Below are 20229 nucleotides of genomic sequence, written 5' to 3' on the forward strand. Positions count from 1 at the left end.
ATGAAGCTCGCCGCCGCCATCGACAACGCCATGCCGGAGCTGGTCTCCATCCGCCGCGACCTGCATGCGCACCCGGAATTGGGTCTCGAGGAAACGCGGACCTCCGCCTTCATTGCCCGACACCTCGATGCACTCGGCTACACGGTAACTACGGGACTCGCGAAAACTGGCGTGGTCGGGACGCTCAGGAGCGGCACCGGCTCGCGCTCGATCGGCATCCGCGCCGATATCGATGCCTTGCCGATCCACGAGGAAACCGGGCTCGACTATGCCAGCAGGACACCCGGGTTGATGCATGCCTGCGGGCATGACGGCCACACGGCGATGCTGCTCGGCGCCGCTCGCGCGCTTGCCGAACGGGGGAATTTCGACGGCACGATCCACCTCATTTTCCAGCCGGCCGAGGAGAACTTCGGCGGCGCGAAAATCATGATCGATGACGGCCTATTCGAGAAATTCCCGTGCGACGCAGTGTTCGCGCTCCACAACGAACCGAACCTTCCCTTCGGCCAGTTCGCCTTGCGCGAGGGCCCGATCATGGCGGCGGTCGACGAGGCGCGGATCACCGTTCATGGCCGCGGCGGTCACGGTGCCGAACCGCAGGAGACCGCCGATCCGATCGTCTGCGGTGCCAGCATCGTCATGGCGCTACAATCCATCGTGTCGCGCAATATCCACCCGATGGACCCGACCGTCGTCACGGTCGGCGCCTTTCACGCCGGCTCCGCTAGCAACATCATCCCGGAACGGGCCGAGATCGTCGTCGGCATTCGCTCCTTCGACCCCGCCGTTCGCGACGAGCTGGAACGCCGTATCCGCATGATCGCGGAATCGCAGGCGGCAAGCTTCGGCATGCGTGCCACGGTCGATTACCAGCGGAGTTACGACGCGACGATCAACCACAAGGCCGAGACCGATTTCGTGCGCGACCTCGCGATCCGCTTCGCCGGCACCGACAAGGTCATTGATCTTGCGCGCCCTTTCATGGGCAGCGAAGACTTCGCCTACATGCTGAAAGAGCGGCCCGGCAGCTATTTCTTCCTCGGAACGAAGGCGACGGGCGAGGAAAAGCCGCTCCACCATCCCGGCTACAACTTCAACGACGATCTGCTGCCGATCGGCGCCGCCTTCTGGACCGAACTCGCCGAGACCTATCTTGCCCGGCTCTAACTGCATTCCCCCTTAAATCGGAACCGATTTAAGGATAAAATCATGCAGCAGTGAAATGCTACAGCGACCTTTGCGCGTCCGATTGGACGCGGCGCTGTAGAGCGGTGACGTTTATGATTTCAGGTCGATCCGGTCTAAAATCATCGTGATCTGAAGCGCATGCATGAAAACAGCGTCATGCGGGACGCCCTGTTTCGAGTAGCTTGAGTGTTTGACAGCGACCAGACAGGTTCTCCGCTCATGTTGTCGAGAGCAACAACATCAGCGGAAATATACTGCGTGCATATGGCCCTTCCCACTTGGACCAGGCTCGTTTGGCTCCCCCTCGTCGTTTTTATCCTGTTCCTGGCAGCGATCTCCTTCAGACCACTCCTGCCCATCGACGAGACGCGCTACACCAGCGTCGCCTGGGAGATGTACTTGCGCCAGGAATGGCTCAAGCCGCTGACGATGAACTTCGTACCCTATCACCACAAGCTCCCCCTCTTGTTCTGGCTCATCAACGCCTCATGGTCGATCTTCGGGGTCTCTCGCTGGGCCGCTACGCTTCCGGTCGTGCTTTCGTCCCTGGCAAGCGTATATCTTACGGTCGCTCTCGGCCGCGTGCTGTTTCCCGGCTTTCACAACCAGGGTGATCGCACCGCCATAATCATGGTCGCGAGTGTGCCGTTTCTCGTCTACAGCACCCTGATCTACTTCGATTTCACGTTGACCGTTTTTGTTCTGCTGTCGCTCATCGGCACGGTCGCCTATGCGCGCAAGCGGGATTGGCGTTCCGTGGTCCTTATCGGCGTATCCCTGGGGCTGGGCATTCTCGCCAGAGGACCGGTGGCATTCCTCCACGTACTGTTCCCAATTTTGCTGGCGCCGCTCTGGGCCAGCGATTTAAGGCAGCCGATAAGGTGGTACCTCGGAATTCTCGCAGCTTTGGGAGTGGCGGCCGTCATCGTTCTCTGCTGGCTCATCCCGGTGCTGTGGCAGGCAGACGGCAAATTTGCCTATGCGCTGCTCTGGGTGCAGACGGTCGGGCGGGCGACCGGAAAGCTCGACGCCCACGTTCAGCCCTTCTACTTCTATCTCCCCTTCTTGCCCGTGGCGCTTATCCCGTGGATCTTCCTTCCCCGCTTCTGGAAAGGCGCTGCCATGCTGCGCGAAGGCTTGTGGGAGACGGAAGGAATGCGGTTCCTCATTTGCTGGGTCGTGCCGACCTTCTTGTTGTTCTCCCTCATCAGCGAGAAGCAGCCGCATTACCTGCTGCCGCTCGTGCCGGCCGTCGTTCTTGCTATGGTTCTTTGCCTGAAGGAGGTCCCAACCCGGCAAATGGCCCATGGCGTGGCGATCATGGTCGTCGCCATCGTCGCCGGCCAGATCATCGCATCGGCGACGATCCTGAAGCGCTACGATCTGGAGCCGGTGGCCGCCTATATGCGTGCAAATCGCGACAAGGACTGGGCTTTCATCGCGAACTATCACGCGGAGGTGGGCTTCCTGGCACGGCTTGAGAAACCCGTTGACGACGTCCCACCGCGGCAGCTGGCGCAATGGTTTACCGACCATCCGGACGGGCGCGCGATCGTCATATGCCGGGACAGCAAGGACGTCGCCGGCTACAAGGCGGTGATGGACCATCCCTACCGGGGCAAAAGGATGGTCGTGCTCTCTGCTCAACGATAGGTGACGCAGCAGGATCCCGGCCGGCACGCGAAATGCCGCAAGCGAAACATTGCCGCAGTGTGACAACGTGGCGATTCGCCTGTCATTGACGTTTGGCAAATTTGCTTCAGATTCAATCACACGATGAAATGACGGCTCCGGCTGACAGGCGGCGCCTGGCTTTCCGGCAACGCCCAAGAGGATCACGTCGTGTTTGAGTCCTTCGACGCAACCATGCTCGCCCGCATGCAGTTTGCCTTTACAGTCTCGTTCCACATCATCTTTCCAGCCTTCTCCATCGGGCTTGCCAGCTACCTCGCCGTTCTTGAAGCTCTCTGGCTCTGGAAGAAGGACGACGTTTATCTGGAGCTCTTCAACTTCTGGAAGACGATCTTCGCGGTCACCTTCGGCATGGGCGTCGTGTCAGGCATCGTCATGTCCTACCAGTTCGGCACCAACTGGAGCGTGTTCGCCGACAAGGCCGGTCCGATCATCGGCCCGCTAATGGGATACGAGGTACTCACCGCGTTCTTCCTGGAAGCCGGCTTTCTCGGCGTCATGCTCTTCGGCCTGAACCGAGTGGGTCCGAGACTGCATTTCTTCGCAACCGCCATGGTGGCGATCGGCACGCTGATCTCGGCGACCTGGATTCTGTCCGCAAACTCCTGGATGCAGACGCCGGCGGGTTTTGCGATGAACGAAGCCGGTCAGTTCATGCCGGTCGACTGGTGGGCGATCGTCTTCAACCCGTCCTTCCCATTCCGTCTCGTCCACATGGTGCTTGCCGCCTATCTGACGACGGCTTTCGTCGTCGGCGCCTGCGGCGCCTGGCATCTCCTGCGCCAGACGGCACCGCGCCGCGCCCGCACCATGTTCTCAATGGCGATGTGGATGGCGGCCATCGTCGCGCCGATCCAGATCTTCGCCGGCGACCAGCACGGGCTCAACACGCTCGAACACCAACCCGCCAAGGTGATGGGGATGGAAGGTCACTTCGAAAGCCACCCCGACGGCGCTCCGCTCGTGCTGTTCGGCATCCCCAACACGGCCGAGAAACGCATCGACTACGCGATCGAGGTGCCGAAGCTCGGGAGCCTGATCCTGAAACACGACCTCAATGCGCCGCTTGCCGGACTGGACACGATCCCCGACGAATTGCATCCGCCGGTCGCTGTAATCTTCTGGTCGTTCCGTCTCATGGTCGGCATCGGGCTGGCCATGCTCGGCATCGGGCTATGGTCGCTCTGGTGTCGCTACCGCGGTACGCTCGACAGCGATCCCTGGCTCCACCGCGCCGCGGTGCTGATGGGCCCTGCCGGCTTCGTCGCGGTTCTGGCGGGATGGGTAACCACCGAAGTGGGCCGCCAGCCTTACACGGTCTACGGCCACCTGCTGACGGCCAACTCCGTCGCGCCGATCGAAGCTCCTGCCGTTTCCGCCTCGCTTCTGGCATTCATCATCGTCTACTTCTTCGTCTTTGGCGCGGGAACCTTCTACATCCTGCGGCTGATGGCGCGGCTCCCACGCGACACGATGCCGGAACTGGACGAGGGCCCGATCCGCACGGCCGGTGCCGCCGCACACGGCCCGGCGAGCGCCAAATCTCATGGAGCGCATCATGGATTTTGATCTGCCACTGATCTGGGCCGCCCTCATCGCCTTTGCCGTTCTGGCCTATGTCGTTCTCGATGGCTTCGACCTCGGCGTCGGTATCCTTTTCCCGCTCTTCCCCGAGAAGCATGATCGCGACGTGATGATGAACTCGGTTGCGCCCGTGTGGGACGGCAACGAGACCTGGCTCGTGCTCGGCGGCGGCGGCCTGATGGCCGTTTTCCCGCTTGCCTATGCGACGGTCCTGCCGGCGCTCTATGCGCCGATCATCGCCATGCTGATCGGCCTCATCTTCCGGGGCGTCGCGTTCGAATATCGCTGGCGCACGAAGCGCGCCGAATTTCTGTGGAACTGGGCCTTTGCCGGCGGCTCAATGCTGGCCGCCTTCGCGCAAGGGATCGCACTCGGCGCACTCGTCCAGGGCATACCGGTCGAAGACCGCGCCTATGCCGGCAGCTGGTGGGACTGGCTGACGCCTTTTTCCATCGTGACCGGCATCGCGATTGTCGTCGGCTATGCCTTGCTTGGCGCCACTTGGCTCGTGATGAAGACGCGTGGCGATCTCGCCGACCGGGCACGCGCAATTGCGCTCAAGTGCTGCTTTGCGACCGTCGGGGCGATGGGTGTCGTCAGCCTTTGGACGCCATTTCTCGAGCCAGTCTATCTGCAACGCTGGTTCGGCTGGCCGACGGCGATTTTCAGCATCATCGTTCCCTTGCTCGTCCTTGGTTGCCTTTATCTCCTCATCAAGGGTATTCGCGAGCGGTACGACGCGCAGCCGTTCGTGGCGGCCCTCGGTCTTTTCGTCCTCGGCTACATCGGCATCGGCATCAGTTTCTATCCCTATATGGTGCCGCCGTCGCTCACCATTTGGGAAGCGGCCGCACCCGAGGAAAGCCTTGCCTTCCTGCTTGCCGGAGCCCTCGTCCTCGTCCCGATCATTCTCGCCTATACCGGCTATGCCTATTGGGTCTTCCGCGGCAAGGTCGATCCGGAGGAGGGCTACCATTGATGCGAGCGGGTGGCTCAGGCCGGAAACTTCTCTGGTTTGTCGCGCTCTGGCTTGCAGGCGTGGCTGCGGTCGGCATCGTCGGCCTCGCGATCAAACTGGTGCTGGGCACCTAGCGCATCGGCCCGAAAATCGGACGCGATTTTCGGAAAGCGCGATGCGTAGATTCAAAGAGTTATAGCGTCCTTCGTGCGTCCTAAAAGACGCACGGCGCCGTAGAGCGGGCTTGAGGAAACGTGTGCGCGGTGTTCCGCCCGCACTCCGCTCTGACTCAGCGAAAAAGCCTCGCTCCAGTTTGACGGCCTAATGTCTTCACACACATCGGCGGGCGATCGTCGGCGGAGACAGGACCGCGCCCTCCTCTCCGGCGATCACCCGCCGAGGTGACCACTCCAGAAGCTGCAGTGGATCACCCAACGTGATCGTTCCAGTAAGTTAGAGGGATGCGGGCGGAAAACCGCACACACTTTTCCTCATCCCGCTAAGCCGCTGCGGCCGTTTTGCCTCTTCTCAGCCACGCTTCCCTTTGCTAGCAGTTCGGCCGCGACGAACCTGCAGCGCCGCGCGTCTTGTCGGACGCGCAACGGGCGCTGTAGCACTTTGAATCTCTGCGTGTTTTTATCCTTAGGTCAGCTAGGATTTGAGGAAACATGCAGTAGGGCGGCTTCCGCCCCGCAGGAGCTGGACGAGCGATGCAGAAGACCCCCGCAGAATGCACGACAATGGCAGATGTGCGTGTCGAGATCGATCGGCTCGACCGCGCCCTGATGACGTTGCTCGCGGAGCGCTGGGGCTACATCGATCGCGCGGCCGAAATAAAGCGGCCGCTCAAATTGAAAGCCGATATCCCGGCACGCGTGGCCGAAGTGCGGGAGAATGCGCGTCGGCACGCGAGCGAACGCGGTCTCGATCCCGATTTCTACGAGGGCATCTGGGCGCAGCTGATCGATCATGCCATTGCCCACGAACGCAGGCTGCTTGGCGAGGCGGACGAGTAGCCCTGCGTTCTGCCAGGGGGCATCGGAATTGCTCCCGACGCGCCGACACGGTCATCCTACCTCTTTCTTCAGACCGCCTTGTCATAGCTGTTCTTGCGGCTGAGATATACCTCCCAGTCGAAGGCGCTCTGGACGATGTCTTCGAGGCTTGCGTGGGTCGGCACCCAGTCGAGCTTGAACCGCGCAAGCGAGGGGTCCGCGACGACCTGCGCAGCGTCGCCCGGACGCCGCGGCGCATAGTCCACGCGGAAATCACGCCCCGAGACCCGCCGCACCGTGTCGAGAACCTGCAGCACCGAAAAGCCTTTGCCATAACCGCAATTGCTCGTCAGCGGTTCGCCGCCACCTCTCAGATAGCCGAGCGCGTCCTTATGTGCCGTAACGAGATCGGCAACGTGGATATAGTCCCGAATGCCGGTGCCGTCGGCGGTCGGATAGTCGGTTCCGTAGACATCGACCTTGCGGCGTGTGCCGAGAGCGGCTTCGCACGCGACCTTGATGAGATGAGTGGCACCAGCCGTCGATTGACCGGCGCGACCGAGCGGATCTGCCCCGGCGACGTTGAAATAGCGCAGCACCACATAGCGGAAATCGTGAGCGGCCGCGGCATCCTGCAGCATGATTTCCGACATCAGCTTCGAGCGGCCATAGGGGCTCTCGGGACGCAATGCCGCCGTTTCCTTGACCGGATCGGCGGTATCCTGCGTGCCATAAACTGCCGCGGTCGACGAGAAGACGAAGTGGCGAATACCGGCCGCGATCGTCGCGGCGATCAGCGTGCGCGTGTTCGCCGTGTTGTTTTCATAATAGGTAAGCGGGTCGGCGACGGATTGCGGCACGACCGCCGATCCCGCGAAATGGACGACTGCATCGATCTTGTTTTCCGCGAAGATCCTGCCAAGCAACGTCCTGTTGCCGACGTCGCCGAAATAGAACTTTGCTTCCGGGGCGATCGCCCAGCGGAAACCTGTGGACAACCTGTCGACCACGACGACAGACTCGCCCGCATCAAGCAGCGACCACACCATGTGGCTGCCGATGTAGCCCGCTCCACCCGTTACCAATACCGCCATTGCCCGGTTTCCGTCCCCTCAAAGATGGAGACAGGAAAGACGAGTTGAGCTTTCTGAATTGGTAACTTCGGGGCGCGCCCAGCGGCCTTGGCCCGATATTCTCGCGGCTGTAGTTAAGCACCGATCTGCCGATTAGCGAGAATTTTATGGATCACGCCGCATCTGTGCCGAATGCACACCTCCGCCGTCCGCATGACCGGGCGTGACGACCGGCATAGACGCCCTTCTCTCCTGAAATCTTCAAAATATTAAATTTTACTAAAATACATAGACACTTAATAACGGTTTCTGAAGCGGGCATGCATTAGCCTTTCGAAATATTGGCCTTCCAGGGGGAACCACGAATGAGACGTGCGAAGCTCCATGCCCAACTGCGACGACTGGCCCGCGACAAAAACGGCAATTTCGCCGTCCTTGGAGCAATCGCGATCGTCCCCATCATCGCCGCCGTCGGGCTCACGCTCGACTTCGTCGGTGCCTATCTCGAAGCCGAGAAAATTCAGGCCGCGCTGGACGCCGCCGCGCTCGGTTCCGTGCGAGCCTACGGCGAAGGCGCGGACGAAAGCGAAGCCTCCGAGGCGGCAGAGAAATTCTTCTGGAGCAACTACGCGCTGCCGAAAGAAGACGTCATCGTGGAGGGGGCCGACCTCGCGGACACGCCGACGCAAGGCGCATTGTCCGTCGCCTTCACACGCAGCACCATCGAAGACGTCGCCGCAGCGGAATTCAGCTTCGACTACAAGCCGATATTCCTGGAGCGCCTGCCTCTCGAAATCCGGCGCCAGGCCGTTGCTGCGCGCGCGGCCAGCGCGGAAGCCTGTATTCTGGCACTGCATAACACGGCCGATCGGGCATTCGAAGTCAGCGGCAGCGCAGCAGTCGATCTGACCGGCTGCACCGTCATCTCGGACTCCAACGACGATCAATCGATCTATGTCGGCGGCACAGGCAAGCTCAAGGCGGAGTGTCTCTACGCGGCCGGCGCCATCTACAGTGCGCCGCAATCGGTCGAACTTGCTTGCGACAAGGCGATGGAAAGCGCGTCGCGCGTGCCCGACCCGTTCAAGAGAAAAGCCCTGCCGAAGACATCGGCGTGGGTCGATCTCTCCGGCTGCGGGCAGGATTTCATCAGCGGCGGCGGCGGCAATGGTGATTGCAACGGCACCGGCAAGACGCCCAAGAACAACAATGAGGGCTACGTCGTCACGCTGAAGCCCGGAACCTATCAAAGCCTGGACATCAAGCGCGCCGTAAATCTCCTGCCTGGCTATTACATCATCGACGGCGGGCGTCTGGAATTCGGCAGCCAGGCCAATGTGACCGGGAAAGGTGTGACTTTCTTCCTCATGAATGGCGCCGTACTCAACATCAACGGTTCTGCAACGTTCGATATCTCGCCGTCACTCGAAGGTGATTGGGCCGGCTTCTCGATCGTCGCCGAGCATGGAAATGTGGAGACCGCAATCATCAACGGAAACAGCCGGTCGTCCCTGACCGGTATCGTCTACCTCCCCGACGCCGCAGAGCTGCAATACTCGGGCAATGGCACAACGGGCGGCGAGTGCATCCGGCTGATCGCCCAGGAAATTACACTGACCGGTAACAGCACATTCAAGATGGACTGTACGACGGAGCTCGCCGACAAGGGCGTCTACTATCCGGGCGCAATCCGGCTCGTGCGCTAGATCGGGATGTTGCTCTGCCGGGACGACTTGAGGTTGCTTCGATCGACTGGGGAGAGCAACGCTACCGGCTCAGTATATAGCGGCTGAGGCGCGCCGCCGCCTCCGCCACCTGCGCCGGATCGCGCAAAAAGCAGGCGCGCATGAAGAGCGAGCCGCCTTCGCCGAAGGCGGTTCCTGGCGCCAATCCGACACCAGTCTTGTCAACGATGTCGATCGCCGCTTGCCGTGAATCGGTCACGCCGTCGATCTTCAGGAATGCATAGAGCGCGCCGTCCGGCTTCAGGGTTTCGACGCGATTGGTCGCGATCAGCGCGTCGCAGAGCAGGTCGCGGCTCAGTTCCGCCTTGGCGATGTTCTCATCGACAAAGGTGTCTCCCTCATCGAGGGCCACAACTGCGCCGCGCTGCATGAACTGGGCAACGCCGGATGTCGAATACTGGATCAGATTTTCCAGCACCTGTCCCATCGCCGGCGGCGCAACGATCCAGCCGACGCGCCAGCCGGTCATCGACCAGTTCTTGGAGAAGGAATTGACGAACAGAATTCGGTCGTCATCGTCGATGATATCCAGGAACGACGGCGCCCGCCCGCCGGCATAGTGGTACAGTGCATAGATCTCATCGGCGATGATCCAGAGACCGTGCTTGCGCGCGAGCGTCAGAATGGCTTTGAGATCATCGCGCGTCGCGGTCCAGCCGGTCGGATTGGACGGCGTGTTGATGAACAAGGCCCGCGTATTCTCGCCGATGGCGGCCTCGAGCCGATCGAGGTCGAGCTGCCATTTGCCATGTTCGAAACGCAGGGGCACGGAAACCGGCCGCGCTCCTGAAATCTCTGTAGCGGCAGCAAAATTCGGCCACGCGGGCGTCAGCAGCACCACTTCGTCGCCGGGCGACGTCACCGCCTCGATCGCAAGCTTGATCGCCTGCATGCCCGATCCCGTGACGTAAAAATTTTCCGGAGACAGCGTCTTCTGGAACCGTCGCTGATAGTAGCGCACCAGCGCTTCGCGCAGCGGCGGGATGCCACGCTGCCACGTGTAGAAGGTTTCACCCGCCACAAGCGCCGCCCCGGCAGCTCGGCTGATGAAGTCCGGCGTGGCAAGATCCCCCTCGCCCACCCAGAGCGGGATCACACCTTCGCGGCCGCGCGCGTAGTTCACAACCTCGACGATGCCGCTTTCGGGGGCCGAAAGAGAACGGGGGCTGAGACTGGTCATGATCGGCATGGCGGGCTCCTACTGCATGTTTCCTTAAATCGGAGCCGACTTAAGGACGAAAACATGCAGGAATTCAAAATGCTACAGCGTCCTTTGCGCGTCTGATAAGACGCCCGGCGCTGTAAATTGCCCGCCGCTTCTAGACGCTTTTGCGCACACGATCACGCGACATTATCTGACCGGTTTATCGATTTCTGTGATGTTTCGCGGCTTCCGAGTGAACCGGAAGCCGCAATCGACGCCCTTGAGGGAATCAGGCGCGCTGTTTCAACAGATCGCGGATCTCGGAAAGAAGCACGATATCCTGCGGCGGCGGAGCTGCGGGCTCCGCTTCCTTTTTCGTTTCGACCGAAGCACGAGCCCGGTTCACGAGCTTGATCATCAGGAAGATGATCCAGGCAAGAATCAGGAAATTGATGAGCACGGTGATGAAGTTGCCGTAGGCGAACACGGCGCCTTGCTGGCGAGCGGCCGCAAGCGAGGGTGCGGTGACGTTTGCCGAAAGCGGGATGAAGTAATTGGAGAAGTCGAAGCCGCCGCCGGTGATGGCGCCGACGATCGGCATCACGAGGTCGTTGACGACCGAGTCGACGATCTTACTGAAGGCGGCGCCAATGATTACGCCGACCGCGAGATCCATTACGTTGCCGCGGGCAATAAACTCCTTGAATTCGTTCAGCATGCGTCTCTCCGTATAGTCCCCGTTTGAGAACGGCAACCGCATCTGTCCTACAGCGCCGCGTGTCTTGTCAGACGCGCAAGGGTCGCTGTAGCACTTTGATCTGCTGCATGTTTTTGTCCTTTGATCAGCTACGGTCAAAGGAAACATGCGGTGGCGGCAACCGCTGGTTTGGAATCTAGACCAAAGCTCGCACAGTGGGAACCGTTCTTCGCATTTGATCAAATGCTATCCGGCCAACGGCCGTTCTGAGAGTTGCGTCTTCACCGCCGAGGAATGCCCGCTTGTTTCTTGGACTTAAGACGCATAGGCGGGCAATTCTCAACCTGCCGGACTTGTCCTATGCTGCTTTGCGGAGGAGCGAGGCATGCTTTCGGGTTCTGTAATTTTCGCCTCTGCCTTCGCCTATCTGCTGCTGCTCTTCGCAGTCGCAAGCTATGGCGACCGGCGAGCCAGGAGAAACAGCGCTGCCAGCAGAGGCAGGCCGCTGGTCTATGCGCTCAGCCTCGCGATCTACTGCACGTCCTGGACCTATTTCGGCGGCGTGGGACTGGCGGCCGAACGCGGACTCGAGTTCACCGGCATCTATATCGGCCCGATCCTGATGTTCACGCTCGGCATGCCGCTGGTGCGCCGCATCATCCAACTCGCCAAGACCGAAAAGCTGACATCCGTCGCCGATTTCATGGCGGCACGCTACGGCAAGAACCCGGCCGTCGCCGCAATCGTTGCGTTGATCTCACTGGTCGGTGCCATTCCCTACATCGCTCTCCAGCTCAAGGCGGTCTCGAGCTCGGTCGCCGCGATGATCAATACGAGCGACTACGGCATCGGTGCCGGGCAGACTTTCATCGATCTGCCGCTGCTCGTGACGCTTTTCCTTGCCTGCTTCGCGATCGTCTTCGGGACGCGCCATACGGATGCGACCGAGCATCAGGACGGTCTGATTCTCGCGATCTCCATGGAATCGGTCGTGAAGCTCGTGGCGATGCTCACGATCGGCGCCTACGTCGTCTTCGTCCTGTTCGATGGCCCCGCGAACCTGTGGGCGCAAGCCCAGCAAAGTCCTGCGGTCCTTGCCGCCCTCGAATACCGCACGCCGCCGGCGCGGTGGATCCTGCTGATCGTGCTCTCGGCCTTCGCTGTCATCATGCTGCCGCGGCAATTCCATGTGACAGTCGTGGAGAACCGCACTGAAACCGAACTGCGCACCGCGGGCGTTCTCTTTCCGCTTTATCTGATCGCAATCAACCTCTTCGTACTGCCGATCGCCATCGCAGGCATTCTGACCTTCTCGGGCTCTGGCGACGCAGACCTCTACTTGCTGAAGCTGCCGCTTGCCGGCGAAGTCCCCCTGCTGTCGCTGACGACGTTCATCGGCGGCTTTTCCGCGGCCACCGCCATGGTCATCGTCGCATCGGTGGCGCTGTCGATCATGATTTCCAACGACATCGTCATGCCGGTGTTCCTGCGCCGGCGGCTCGGCTCGCGTGGTGCACTCCAGGAGGACATGGCGGGGACGCTGCTCAACATTCGCCGGACCGCGATCTTCGTCGTCCTCCTGCTCGGCTATGCCTATTATCGCTCGGCCGATATCAGTGCAGGCCTCGCGTCGCTTGGGCTGCTGTCCTTCGTTGCCGTGTCGCAGATGGCGCCTGCACTTCTCGGCGGCCTCGTCTGGCGACAGGCCAATGCCCGCGGCGCGATCACCGGAATGGTCTGCGGCTTTCTCGTCTGGGCCTATCTCCTGTTCCTGCCAAGCCTCGGCGGGCCTGACAATTCACACGTGGCAACGACCATCCTGAGTTTCCTTCTGCCGTTCACGGATCTCTTTTCGGGACCTGACGCCGATCCTCTGGTCAACGCCACAGCGCTGAGCCTTTTCGTCAACATGACGACCTACGTGCTTGCGTCGCTGACCCGGACCCCAAAACCCTTGGAGCGCTTCCAGGCCGGCGTGTTCATCACCCGTCGTTCGCGCACGGAAGGAACGTTCCGCGGGCGCAAGACCAAGGTGACGGTGCGCGACCTCAAGACCACGATCGCCCGCTACATGGGCGAGGAACGCATGCAGCGCTCCTTCCACACCTATGAGCAACAATCCGGCCGCTGGCTCGACGAGAATGCTTCCGCCGACATGGCGCTCATTCATTTCTCGGAACAGTTGCTCGGCAGCGCCATCGGTTCATCCTCGGCCCGCCTCGTGCTTTCGCTCGTCCTGCAGCGGATGGATGATGCCTCGTCGGATACGGCGTGGCTGCTCGATCAGGCGAGCGAGGCCCTGCAATACAATCAGGACATGCTGCAAACGGCGCTCTCGCAAATGGATCAGGGCATCGCCGTCTTCGACAATGCCAACAACCTGATCATCTGGAACCGCCGCTTCAGGCAATTGCTCGATCTGCCGGAGGCAGCAGGCCAGGTCGGTTTCCCGCTCGCCGATATCGTCGAGATCCTGACGAGACGCGGCGATATCCGCAAGGGCCAGGAGAAAGCGCTGATCGCCAACTTCCTGACGCTCGACAAACCGTTCCTGCTCGAACTCGCCAATGGTGAGCGCATCATAGAAGTCAGAACCAATGCGATGCCGGACAAGGGCATCGTCACGACCTATACCGACATCACGCAGCGCGTCGCAGCCGACATGGCTCTGAAACAGGCCAACGAGACGCTGGAACTGCGCGTCACAGAACGGACGGGCGAACTAACGCGGGTCAACCGGGAGCTCGCCGAAGCGCGGGCTGCAGCTGAGGAAGCCAACATCGGCAAGACCCGCTTCTTCGCCGCCGCCGGACACGACATCCTGCAGCCATTGAACGCGGCGCGCCTTTATTCCTCGTCGCTCGTCGAGCGGCTCGGCGATTCCGACAACAGCACACTCGTCCAGAACATCGATTCCTCACTGGAATCGGTGGAAGCCATTCTTGGAGCGGTGCTCGATATCTCCCGGCTCGACACCGGGGCGATGAAGCCGCGCCTGCAGTCGGTGCCGCTCAACGAACTGCTCCGGCGCATCGAGACGGATTTCGCGCCAATGGCGCGGGCGAAGGGTCTCGAACTCATCGTCATGCAGACATCACTCGTCGTGCGCAGCGATCCGAACCTCCTGCGCCGGGTGGTCCAGAACCTCGTCTCGAACGCCATCAAATACACGCTGAAGGGCAAGGTGCTCGTCGGGGTGCGCCGACGCGGCCGGGCCGCGACGATCGAGGTGCTCGATTCCGGTATCGGCATACCGCCGTCGAAATTCCGCACCGTCTTCAAGGAGTTTGCACGCCTCGACGAGGGGGCGCGGACGGCCTCCGGGCTCGGGCTCGGCCTCTCGATCGTCGACCGCATCTCGCGCGTCCTCAACCACCCGGTCAGCCTTCAGTCGAAGCATGGCAAAGGCACGGGCTTCAAAGTCACGGTGCCGCTCGAGGCAAGCGTCAGCGAACGCGCCAAGCCGCGGGATGTCGCGGCCGCGAAGACGCATGACGCCCTGACCGGCTTGAGCGTCATCTGCATCGACAATGAGCCGAAGATTCTCGATGGCATGGCGGTGCTGCTTGGGGGTTGGGGCTGCAGCGTCACCACGGTGGAATCGCTTGCCGGCTGTTCGGAAATGGGGCGCGGCCATCAGGCGAAGAGACCCGATGCGATCATCGCCGATTATCACCTCGGCGACGGCACCGGCATCGAAGCGATTGCCCGCATCCGCGCGCTTTGGGAAGAAAGCATTCCGGCCCTGCTGGTCACGGCCGACCGCTCGCCGGAGGTGCGCGGCGCCGCCGAACGCGACGGAGTCGCCCTGCAAAACAAGCCCGTCCGTCCGGCAGCCATGCGCGCATGGTTGACCCAGCTCTCCGTTGCGGGGAAGGCGGCCGCGGAATAGGGGCGCTATTTAGCCGAACAAACCGTGTGCAATCGCCCCTCACCCTAACCCTCTCCCCGCAAGCGGGGAGAGGGACTTGGAGGTTTGGCGGTTGCCGCGAGTTTCCTTCGCCCCGCGAGCGGGGAGAAGGTGGCCGGCAGGCCGGATGAGGGGCGGAGACCCGCTCACATTTTCCGAGATTTTACCGACGAAGCGCCAAATCAAGCCGCCGCCACCGTGCCTATCTTCGACAGTTGAATGACGGCCTGTGTGCGGCTGTCGACGTTGAGCTTCAGCAGGATCGCTGAAACATGGGCCTTGATCGTCGCCTCGGAGACGCCGAGCTCGTAGGCGATCTGCTTGTTGAGCAGGCCCTCGGCGAGCATGCTGAGCACGCGCGACTGCTGCGGCGTCAGCGTCTGCAGCCGATGCAGGAGGTCGGCCACTTCCGGTTCATATTCCTGATTCTGGTCGTAACCCGCCGGCACAAAAACTTCGCCGGCGATTACCTTGGAGATGCCGTCGCGAATTTCGTCGATGCCAGCAGACTTGGAGAGGAAACCGGCGGCACCAAGATCGATCGCACGATGAATGGTCGCCGGATCGTCGTGGGCCGAGACAATCATCACCGGGAGGCTCGGAAACTCCGCCCGCAATGCAATCAGGCCCGAAAGACCGCTGACGCCAGGCATAGTCAGGTCCAGCAGCATCAGGTCGGCATCCGGACAATCCGCCGCAGCCTTGCGCGCGGCTGCAAAATCACCGGCTTCGACAATACCCGGAGCATCGGCCATGCCGCTCAGCGCCTGGCGCATTGCACCACGAAAAAGCGGGTGGTCATCGGCGATGATGATGGTCATTTCCGGCATTGGATGCTCCCTCCCAAGAGCCTCGGCCCCGGACCCCGCGCATCCTCCAACGCGCCGGGTCGCGTCTCAATGGTTCGTGCCGGTGCCCGTCAGGTCTTTTGCGGCACTTCGGTACGATCGGTGGAACCGTCGCCGCCCCCTTCGAGATCCTTCACGATCTCCATGAACTTGCGCATCATTCTTTCCATGATGCTCATCGTCCGGTCAATCTCTTCGTCGCTCGGAAGAGCCGGTTTCATCGCAGTTTCACCGCTTTTGACCGCCTTTTCCAGTGCCTCGACGCGTTTGGTCAGGAGATCGATCTCCCGCTCGAAGGCCGCTCGCTCATCGGCCGCCATCCGGCAGACGAGTTCGCCGTCCCTTTCCCGGCACAGGGTAACCTCGCCCGTCTCGGTGTCGAGCCGCGCGATGCCGGTGTCCGACTTCTGCATGCTGTAGCGCCCCGGAGGCACTTCCTGCGCGTCGGCCGACGCGACCCAGCCGAGCGTCAACCCCATCGCCAGTGCCGCAACCACCTTCCTCATAACAGCCACTCCATTGGATGCTGCGGAAATCCGCCTTCCGTGGTGGACAAGCGCCAATATTTGCGGCAAGGCCACGATTGGGTTTCACGACGGACAAGCGGGCACATGAACGCTACTATATACAAAATCGTTCCGGCACTTCTATGGCAGGAGGCGCGGCGGGCAGGACAATTCACCGGGGCGCCGGTCGACCTCGCCGATGGCTTTATCCATTTCTCGACCGGCGACCAGGTCGTCGAAACAGCGGCAAGGCACTTTGAGGGCCAGGACGGACTGCTGCTCATTGCCATCGACGGCGTCGCCCTCGGCGACAAGCTCGTCTACGAACCTTCGCGCGGCGGCGCGCTGTTTCCCCATCTCTACGGGCCGCTCCCGCTCGATGCGGTGATCTGGGAGAAGCCCTTGCCGTTGGGTGCCGACGGCCTTCACGTCTTTCCCGAGCTTCTACCATGATCGATGCCCTGAAGTTTTTGTCGCGCAGTGGCCTGTTTCTTCTCGATCCGGAAACAGCGCATGGAATGTCGGTCAAGGCGCTCAAGAGCGGGCTCGTGCCGAGTTGCGCAGCGCCTGACGATCCGCGCCTCGGCCAAGAAATCGCAGGCCTCACTTTCCCTAATCCCATCGGCATGGCGGCCGGGTACGACAAGAATGCGGAAGTGCCGGAAGCACTCCTGAAGATCGGCTTCGGCTTCACGGAAATCGGCACGGTCACGCCGCGGCCGCAGCCCGGCAACGACAAGCCCCGCATCTTCCGGCTGGTGGAGGACCAGGCGGTCATCAACCGGCTCGGCTTCAACAATGAAGGCCATGGAGCCGCGCTTGCCCGCCTTCAAGGCTGCTCGCGTCAGGCTCTGATCGGCGTCAATATCGGCGCCAACAAGGACAGTGCAGATCGTATCAGCGACTATGTCGCGGGGATCCGGACCTTCTATCCGGTCGCGCGCTATTTCACGGCCAACATCTCGTCGCCGAACACGCCCGGCCTTCGCGACCTCCAGGCGCGCGAAAGCCTGGCAGCGCTGCTCTCGGCCGCGCTTGCGGCCCGCGACGAGGAAGCAAAGAAAAGCGCCAAACGAGTCCCCGTCTTCCTGAAGATCGCCCCCGATCTCACCGAAGAAGGGATGGACGATATCGCGGCAGAAGTGCGGGCGCACGATCTCGACGGCCTGATCGTCTCCAACACCACGCTTGCACGCGACGGATTGACGGATCAGCGACAGGCTAAGGAAGCCGGCGGACTTTCCGGCAGGCCGCTTTTCGAAAAATCGACGGCCGTGCTCGCGCGGATGCGCAAGCGCGTCGGCCCGGCCCTGCCGATCATCGGTGTCGGCGGCGTCCACTCTGCGGAAACCGCGGCGGAGAAGATCCGCGCCGGCGCCGATCTCGTCCAGCTCTATTCCTGCATGGTCTATGAAGGGCCGGGCTTGCCCGGCCGGATCGTGCGGGGCCTTTCAGAGCTCTGTGATCGTGAACAGCTTGCCTCGATCCGCGACATCCGCGACAGTCGCCTGGACTACTGGGCCGCGCGAAACGCCTGAGCGGCACGGCGCGGCACGAGGACAAGCAGGAACACGCCGCGCATGAGCAGGAACAGATTGAGCCCTGCCCAGAGCCCATGGTTGCCGAAGACCGGGACCAGCACAGCGAGCGCGACTGCATAGCCGATGAAGGCCGCCAGCATCATGTTGCGCATGTCCCGGGACCAGGTGGCGCCGATGAAGACGCCATCCATCAGGAAGGCGAGCGCGCCGGTCAGCGCCGTCAGCGCCGCCCAGGGCATATACTCATAAGCCAGCGCACGCACATCCGGCGCGGTCGTCAGCACGGCGACCAGGTCATCGCCGAAGACGAGGAAGCCAAGCGTCGTCAGTGCGGCAAGCCCCAGCGACCAGAGCGCGGTCATCCGCAGAGCGCGATCGAAGGCCGGACGATATCCGGCACCGATCGATCGTCCGGTAAGCTGCTCGGCCGCGTTCGCAAGGCCGTCGAGATAGTATCCGGCGACCAGGAAGATCGTCATCAGTACGGCGTTGGCAGCAAGCGTCACGGGCCCAAACGCCGCACCGATCCGCGTCATCAGCGTGAAGGCGGCGAGCAGCACGAACGAGCGGATCATGATGTCGCGGTTGAGACCGAACAGCGGCTTCAGCCGCTCGCGGGCGAAAATCGCAGCCCAATCCGGTGCGTCGCGCCAGTCAAATCGCCTATAGACGAATGCGAAACCCGCGAGCGCGCCGACGACTTCGCCCGTCACCGTCGCCAGCGCCACGCCCGTCACGCCCCACCCGAGGACGAGGCCGAGCAGGATGGCGAGCACGATGTTGATGCCGTTGATGAGCGTCTGCAGCAGGAGGCCGATGGAGCCCTCGCCGCGTCCGAGGACGAAGCCGAGGATCGCGTAATTGGCAAGTGCCGCCGGCCCGGACAGGATCCGATAGAAGAAATAGGTGCGCGTGACCGCTTCGACCTCGGCGCCGGGCGCCATCAGCCACAGACCGGCAGAAAAGAGCAACGGCGAGAGCACGACGATGGCGGCTCCCGAGACAAGCGCGATCACCAGCGACCGCCAGAAGACCGCCTGCTGCTCACGGCGGTCGCCCCGGCCATAGGCCTGCGCCACGAGACCGGTGGTAGCAGCCCGGAGGAAGTTGAAGGTCGTGAAAATCAGGTCGAACATCACGGCGCCGACCGCGAGCCCGGCCAGCAGATCCGCCCGCCCGAGGCGGCCGACCACCGCGGTATCGACAAGACCAAGCAGCGGCGTCGTCAGGAACCCCAGCGTCATCGGCAAGGCGATGGAGAAAATCAGCCGATTGGTGACGTGAAACGGGCCGGCTCCGCCAGCATGCGAGTCGCGTTCGAGGGTTTCCATGGCGGCCATCGTCGAATTCCTAACGGGTGGCTTCCGAACCGCCCCACTACAGCGCCGCGCGTCCATTCAGGCGCGCGAAGGACGCCGTAGCACCTTGAATTGCTGCATGTTTTTATCCTCAAATCGGCTAGGATCTAAGGAGACATGCAGTAGGGAATCAGGTCAGCCGGACAGCACCATGGCCCAATAGGGGCGGTTTCCGGAAGCGGAATTCTGCGCCACCGCAACACCGAGGCCGCGGTAGCTGCCGAGCATGTTTTCGAGATGCTTCGGAGAATGGAACCAGGCGTTATAGGCGCTCTCCGCATCGTCCTGGCCCATGGCGATATTTTCCGCAGCCGGAAGGGTAACGCCCTGCTCCTTCATCCGGTCGTGGAAACTGTCGCGCCAGCCGATGTTGTGCTGCATCTTGCCGACACGCGCCATGCGCGCCGCCTGGCTCAATGCCGCGACCGACGCAACCGGGTCGTGAGCAAGCGACGTCAGCCCGCGATCCTTCCGCAGCGTGTTGACGTAGCCAAGTGTCGCCGTCGTCTGGTCGCTTCCGCTGCCTTCGCCGGTGGACAGGAGGTTTGATGTCGTGCAGCCGGCGAGCACGCCGAGCGAGAGGAAACCGCCAGCCCGCAACAGGACGCGCCTGCGGTTGAAGAATTGCTGATGCTGCATGCTTACCGTCGATAGCTCAAGACACGAAGAATGAGGAAGGCGGGTATGACGATTGCCGCCCCGAGCAACAGATAGTCGCCGACCCTTCCGAGGGCTGCGAAACCCGTACGCCACAGGTCGAGCAGGAAATTGCGAATGCCAAAAAAGATGTCGACCGGATACCAGTCGAACACGGTCATGACAAAACCGACCAGGATCGACACGACGACGAGCTTGACCAGCACGCGCAGCGGCGTGTCTCCTAGAAACTTGTTAAGGCCGTCCGACATCGGCGAAAATTCTCCTGTTTCCCTTCAAATAAGCCGCCGCCACCAAGGTCGCAAGGCGTAACGGAAAGCGACTTGCCCC

General features: G+C 61.9%; 17 protein-coding genes. 9 read left to right on the plus strand and 8 right to left on the minus strand.

Going from position 1 to position 20229, the window contains the following annotated elements; all coding sequences use genetic code 11:
• From QN222_RS24960 to QN222_RS24980, 5 genes are all read left to right on the plus strand, one after another.
• A complete protein-coding gene (locus QN222_RS24960) occupies positions 1–1170 on the plus strand; it encodes a M20 aminoacylase family protein (protein ID WP_283961919.1) in 1170 nt (389 codons plus the stop codon).
• A gap of 285 nt (positions 1171–1455) precedes the next feature.
• Complete coding sequence (locus QN222_RS24965) at positions 1456–2844, plus strand: glycosyltransferase family 39 protein (RefSeq protein WP_283961920.1); 1389 nt, start codon at positions 1456–1458, stop codon at positions 2842–2844.
• A gap of 189 nt (positions 2845–3033) precedes the next feature.
• The gene (locus QN222_RS24970) at positions 3034–4452 is read left to right on the plus strand and encodes a cytochrome ubiquinol oxidase subunit I (protein WP_283961921.1); all 1419 of its coding nucleotides are present in this window, start codon (positions 3034–3036) and stop codon (positions 4450–4452) included.
• Positions 4442–5446, plus strand: coding sequence for a cytochrome d ubiquinol oxidase subunit II (gene cydB / locus QN222_RS24975; RefSeq protein ID WP_283961922.1), 1005 nt, complete (start codon positions 4442–4444; stop codon positions 5444–5446). Before QN222_RS24970 ends, cydB begins: the two co-directional genes overlap by 11 nt.
• Positions 5447–6135: 689 nt before the next feature.
• Entirely contained in the window at positions 6136–6441 is a 306-nt protein-coding gene (locus tag QN222_RS24980; protein ID WP_283961923.1) for a chorismate mutase family protein, read from the plus strand.
• 68 nt (positions 6442–6509) lie between these two features.
• On the opposite strand, the gene galE is transcribed toward QN222_RS24980, so the two are convergent.
• Positions 6510–7514 carry a UDP-glucose 4-epimerase GalE gene (galE, locus tag QN222_RS24985; RefSeq protein ID WP_283961924.1) on the minus strand — a complete coding sequence of 335 codons (1005 nt, stop codon included), beginning with the start codon at positions 7512–7514 and terminating at the stop codon, positions 6510–6512.
• 344 nt (positions 7515–7858) lie between these two features.
• Between galE and QN222_RS24990 the strand changes: the two genes are divergently transcribed.
• Positions 7859–9199, plus strand: a complete 1341-nt coding sequence (locus QN222_RS24990) for a pilus assembly protein TadG-related protein (RefSeq protein WP_283961925.1) — start codon at positions 7859–7861, stop codon at positions 9197–9199.
• A 61-nt stretch (positions 9200–9260) separates the two neighbouring features.
• On the opposite strand, the gene QN222_RS24995 is transcribed toward QN222_RS24990, so the two are convergent.
• On the minus strand, positions 9261–10427 hold the full coding sequence (locus QN222_RS24995) for a pyridoxal phosphate-dependent aminotransferase (protein WP_283961926.1): 1167 nt from the start codon (positions 10425–10427) through the stop codon (positions 9261–9263).
• Between the two features lie 244 nt (positions 10428–10671).
• Positions 10672–11100 (minus strand): large conductance mechanosensitive channel protein MscL, encoded by a 429-nt coding sequence (gene mscL / locus QN222_RS25000; protein ID WP_283961927.1) that lies wholly within the window; start codon positions 11098–11100, stop codon positions 10672–10674.
• Positions 11101–11464: 364 nt separating this feature from the next.
• Here mscL and QN222_RS25005 point away from each other — a divergent pair, with 364 nt between their 5' ends.
• On the plus strand, positions 11465–14971 hold the full coding sequence (locus QN222_RS25005) for a PAS domain-containing hybrid sensor histidine kinase/response regulator (protein ID WP_283961928.1): 3507 nt from the start codon (positions 11465–11467) through the stop codon (positions 14969–14971).
• Between the two features lie 200 nt (positions 14972–15171).
• On the opposite strand, the gene QN222_RS25010 is transcribed toward QN222_RS25005, so the two are convergent.
• Positions 15172–15819 (minus strand): response regulator transcription factor, encoded by a 648-nt coding sequence (locus tag QN222_RS25010; RefSeq protein ID WP_283961929.1) that lies wholly within the window; start codon positions 15817–15819, stop codon positions 15172–15174.
• An 89-nt stretch (positions 15820–15908) separates the two neighbouring features.
• Entirely contained in the window at positions 15909–16343 is a 435-nt protein-coding gene (locus QN222_RS25015) for a hypothetical protein (RefSeq protein ID WP_283961930.1), read from the minus strand.
• 105 nt (positions 16344–16448) lie between these two features.
• On the opposite strand from QN222_RS25015, the gene QN222_RS25020 reads away from it, so the two are divergent.
• Entirely contained in the window at positions 16449–16796 is a 348-nt protein-coding gene (locus QN222_RS25020) for a DUF952 domain-containing protein (RefSeq protein ID WP_283961931.1), read from the plus strand.
• Positions 16793–17881, plus strand: a complete 1089-nt coding sequence (locus QN222_RS25025; protein ID WP_283961932.1) for a quinone-dependent dihydroorotate dehydrogenase — start codon at positions 16793–16795, stop codon at positions 17879–17881. The genes QN222_RS25020 and QN222_RS25025 overlap by 4 nt, the downstream gene beginning before the upstream one ends.
• Here the strand turns inward: QN222_RS25025 and QN222_RS25030 are convergent.
• From QN222_RS25030 to QN222_RS25040, 3 genes are all read right to left on the minus strand, one after another.
• Positions 17857–19224, minus strand: coding sequence for an MATE family efflux transporter (locus tag QN222_RS25030; protein WP_283961933.1), 1368 nt, complete (start codon positions 19222–19224; stop codon positions 17857–17859). The genes QN222_RS25025 and QN222_RS25030 overlap by 25 nt on opposite strands.
• Positions 19225–19377: 153 nt before the next feature.
• The gene (locus tag QN222_RS25035; protein ID WP_283961934.1) at positions 19378–19881 is read right to left on the minus strand and encodes a CAP domain-containing protein; all 504 of its coding nucleotides are present in this window, start codon (positions 19879–19881) and stop codon (positions 19378–19380) included.
• Between the two features lie 2 nt (positions 19882–19883).
• Positions 19884–20150 (minus strand): DUF6460 domain-containing protein, encoded by a 267-nt coding sequence (locus QN222_RS25040; protein WP_180940092.1) that lies wholly within the window; start codon positions 20148–20150, stop codon positions 19884–19886.
• Positions 20151–20229: the final 79 nt, after the last annotated feature.

The sequence above is a fragment of the Sinorhizobium sp. 6-70 genome (assembly GCF_030124375.1).
Classification (GTDB): domain Bacteria; phylum Pseudomonadota; class Alphaproteobacteria; order Rhizobiales; family Rhizobiaceae; genus Sinorhizobium.

What these genes read in the sequence shown, in the direction of transcription:
- QN222_RS24960 (WP_283961919.1), top strand. Translation starts at nt 1, where the DNA reads ATGAAGCTCGCCGCCGCCATCGACAACGCCATGCCGGAGCTGGTCTCC.
- QN222_RS24965 (WP_283961920.1), top strand. Translation starts at nt 1,456, where the DNA reads ATGGCCCTTCCCACTTGGACCAGGCTCGTTTGGCTCCCCCTCGTCGTT.
- cydB (WP_283961922.1), top strand. Translation starts at nt 4,442, where the DNA reads ATGGATTTTGATCTGCCACTGATCTGGGCCGCCCTCATCGCCTTTGCC.
- QN222_RS24980 (WP_283961923.1), top strand. Translation starts at nt 6,136, where the DNA reads ATGCAGAAGACCCCCGCAGAATGCACGACAATGGCAGATGTGCGTGTC.
- galE (WP_283961924.1), bottom strand. Translation starts at nt 7,514, where the DNA reads ATGGCGGTATTGGTAACGGGTGGAGCGGGCTACATCGGCAGCCACATG.
- QN222_RS24990 (WP_283961925.1), top strand. Translation starts at nt 7,859, where the DNA reads ATGAGACGTGCGAAGCTCCATGCCCAACTGCGACGACTGGCCCGCGAC.
- QN222_RS24995 (WP_283961926.1), bottom strand. Translation starts at nt 10,427, where the DNA reads ATGCCGATCATGACCAGTCTCAGCCCCCGTTCTCTTTCGGCCCCCGAA.
- mscL (WP_283961927.1), bottom strand. Translation starts at nt 11,100, where the DNA reads ATGCTGAACGAATTCAAGGAGTTTATTGCCCGCGGCAACGTAATGGAT.
- QN222_RS25005 (WP_283961928.1), top strand. Translation starts at nt 11,465, where the DNA reads ATGCTTTCGGGTTCTGTAATTTTCGCCTCTGCCTTCGCCTATCTGCTG.
- QN222_RS25010 (WP_283961929.1), bottom strand. Translation starts at nt 15,819, where the DNA reads ATGCCGGAAATGACCATCATCATCGCCGATGACCACCCGCTTTTTCGT.
- QN222_RS25015 (WP_283961930.1), bottom strand. Translation starts at nt 16,343, where the DNA reads ATGAGGAAGGTGGTTGCGGCACTGGCGATGGGGTTGACGCTCGGCTGG.
- QN222_RS25020 (WP_283961931.1), top strand. Translation starts at nt 16,449, where the DNA reads ATGAACGCTACTATATACAAAATCGTTCCGGCACTTCTATGGCAGGAG.
- QN222_RS25025 (WP_283961932.1), top strand. Translation starts at nt 16,793, where the DNA reads ATGATCGATGCCCTGAAGTTTTTGTCGCGCAGTGGCCTGTTTCTTCTC.
- QN222_RS25030 (WP_283961933.1), bottom strand. Translation starts at nt 19,224, where the DNA reads ATGGCCGCCATGGAAACCCTCGAACGCGACTCGCATGCTGGCGGAGCC.
- QN222_RS25035 (WP_283961934.1), bottom strand. Translation starts at nt 19,881, where the DNA reads ATGCAGCATCAGCAATTCTTCAACCGCAGGCGCGTCCTGTTGCGGGCT.
- QN222_RS25040 (WP_180940092.1), bottom strand. Translation starts at nt 20,150, where the DNA reads ATGTCGGACGGCCTTAACAAGTTTCTAGGAGACACGCCGCTGCGCGTG.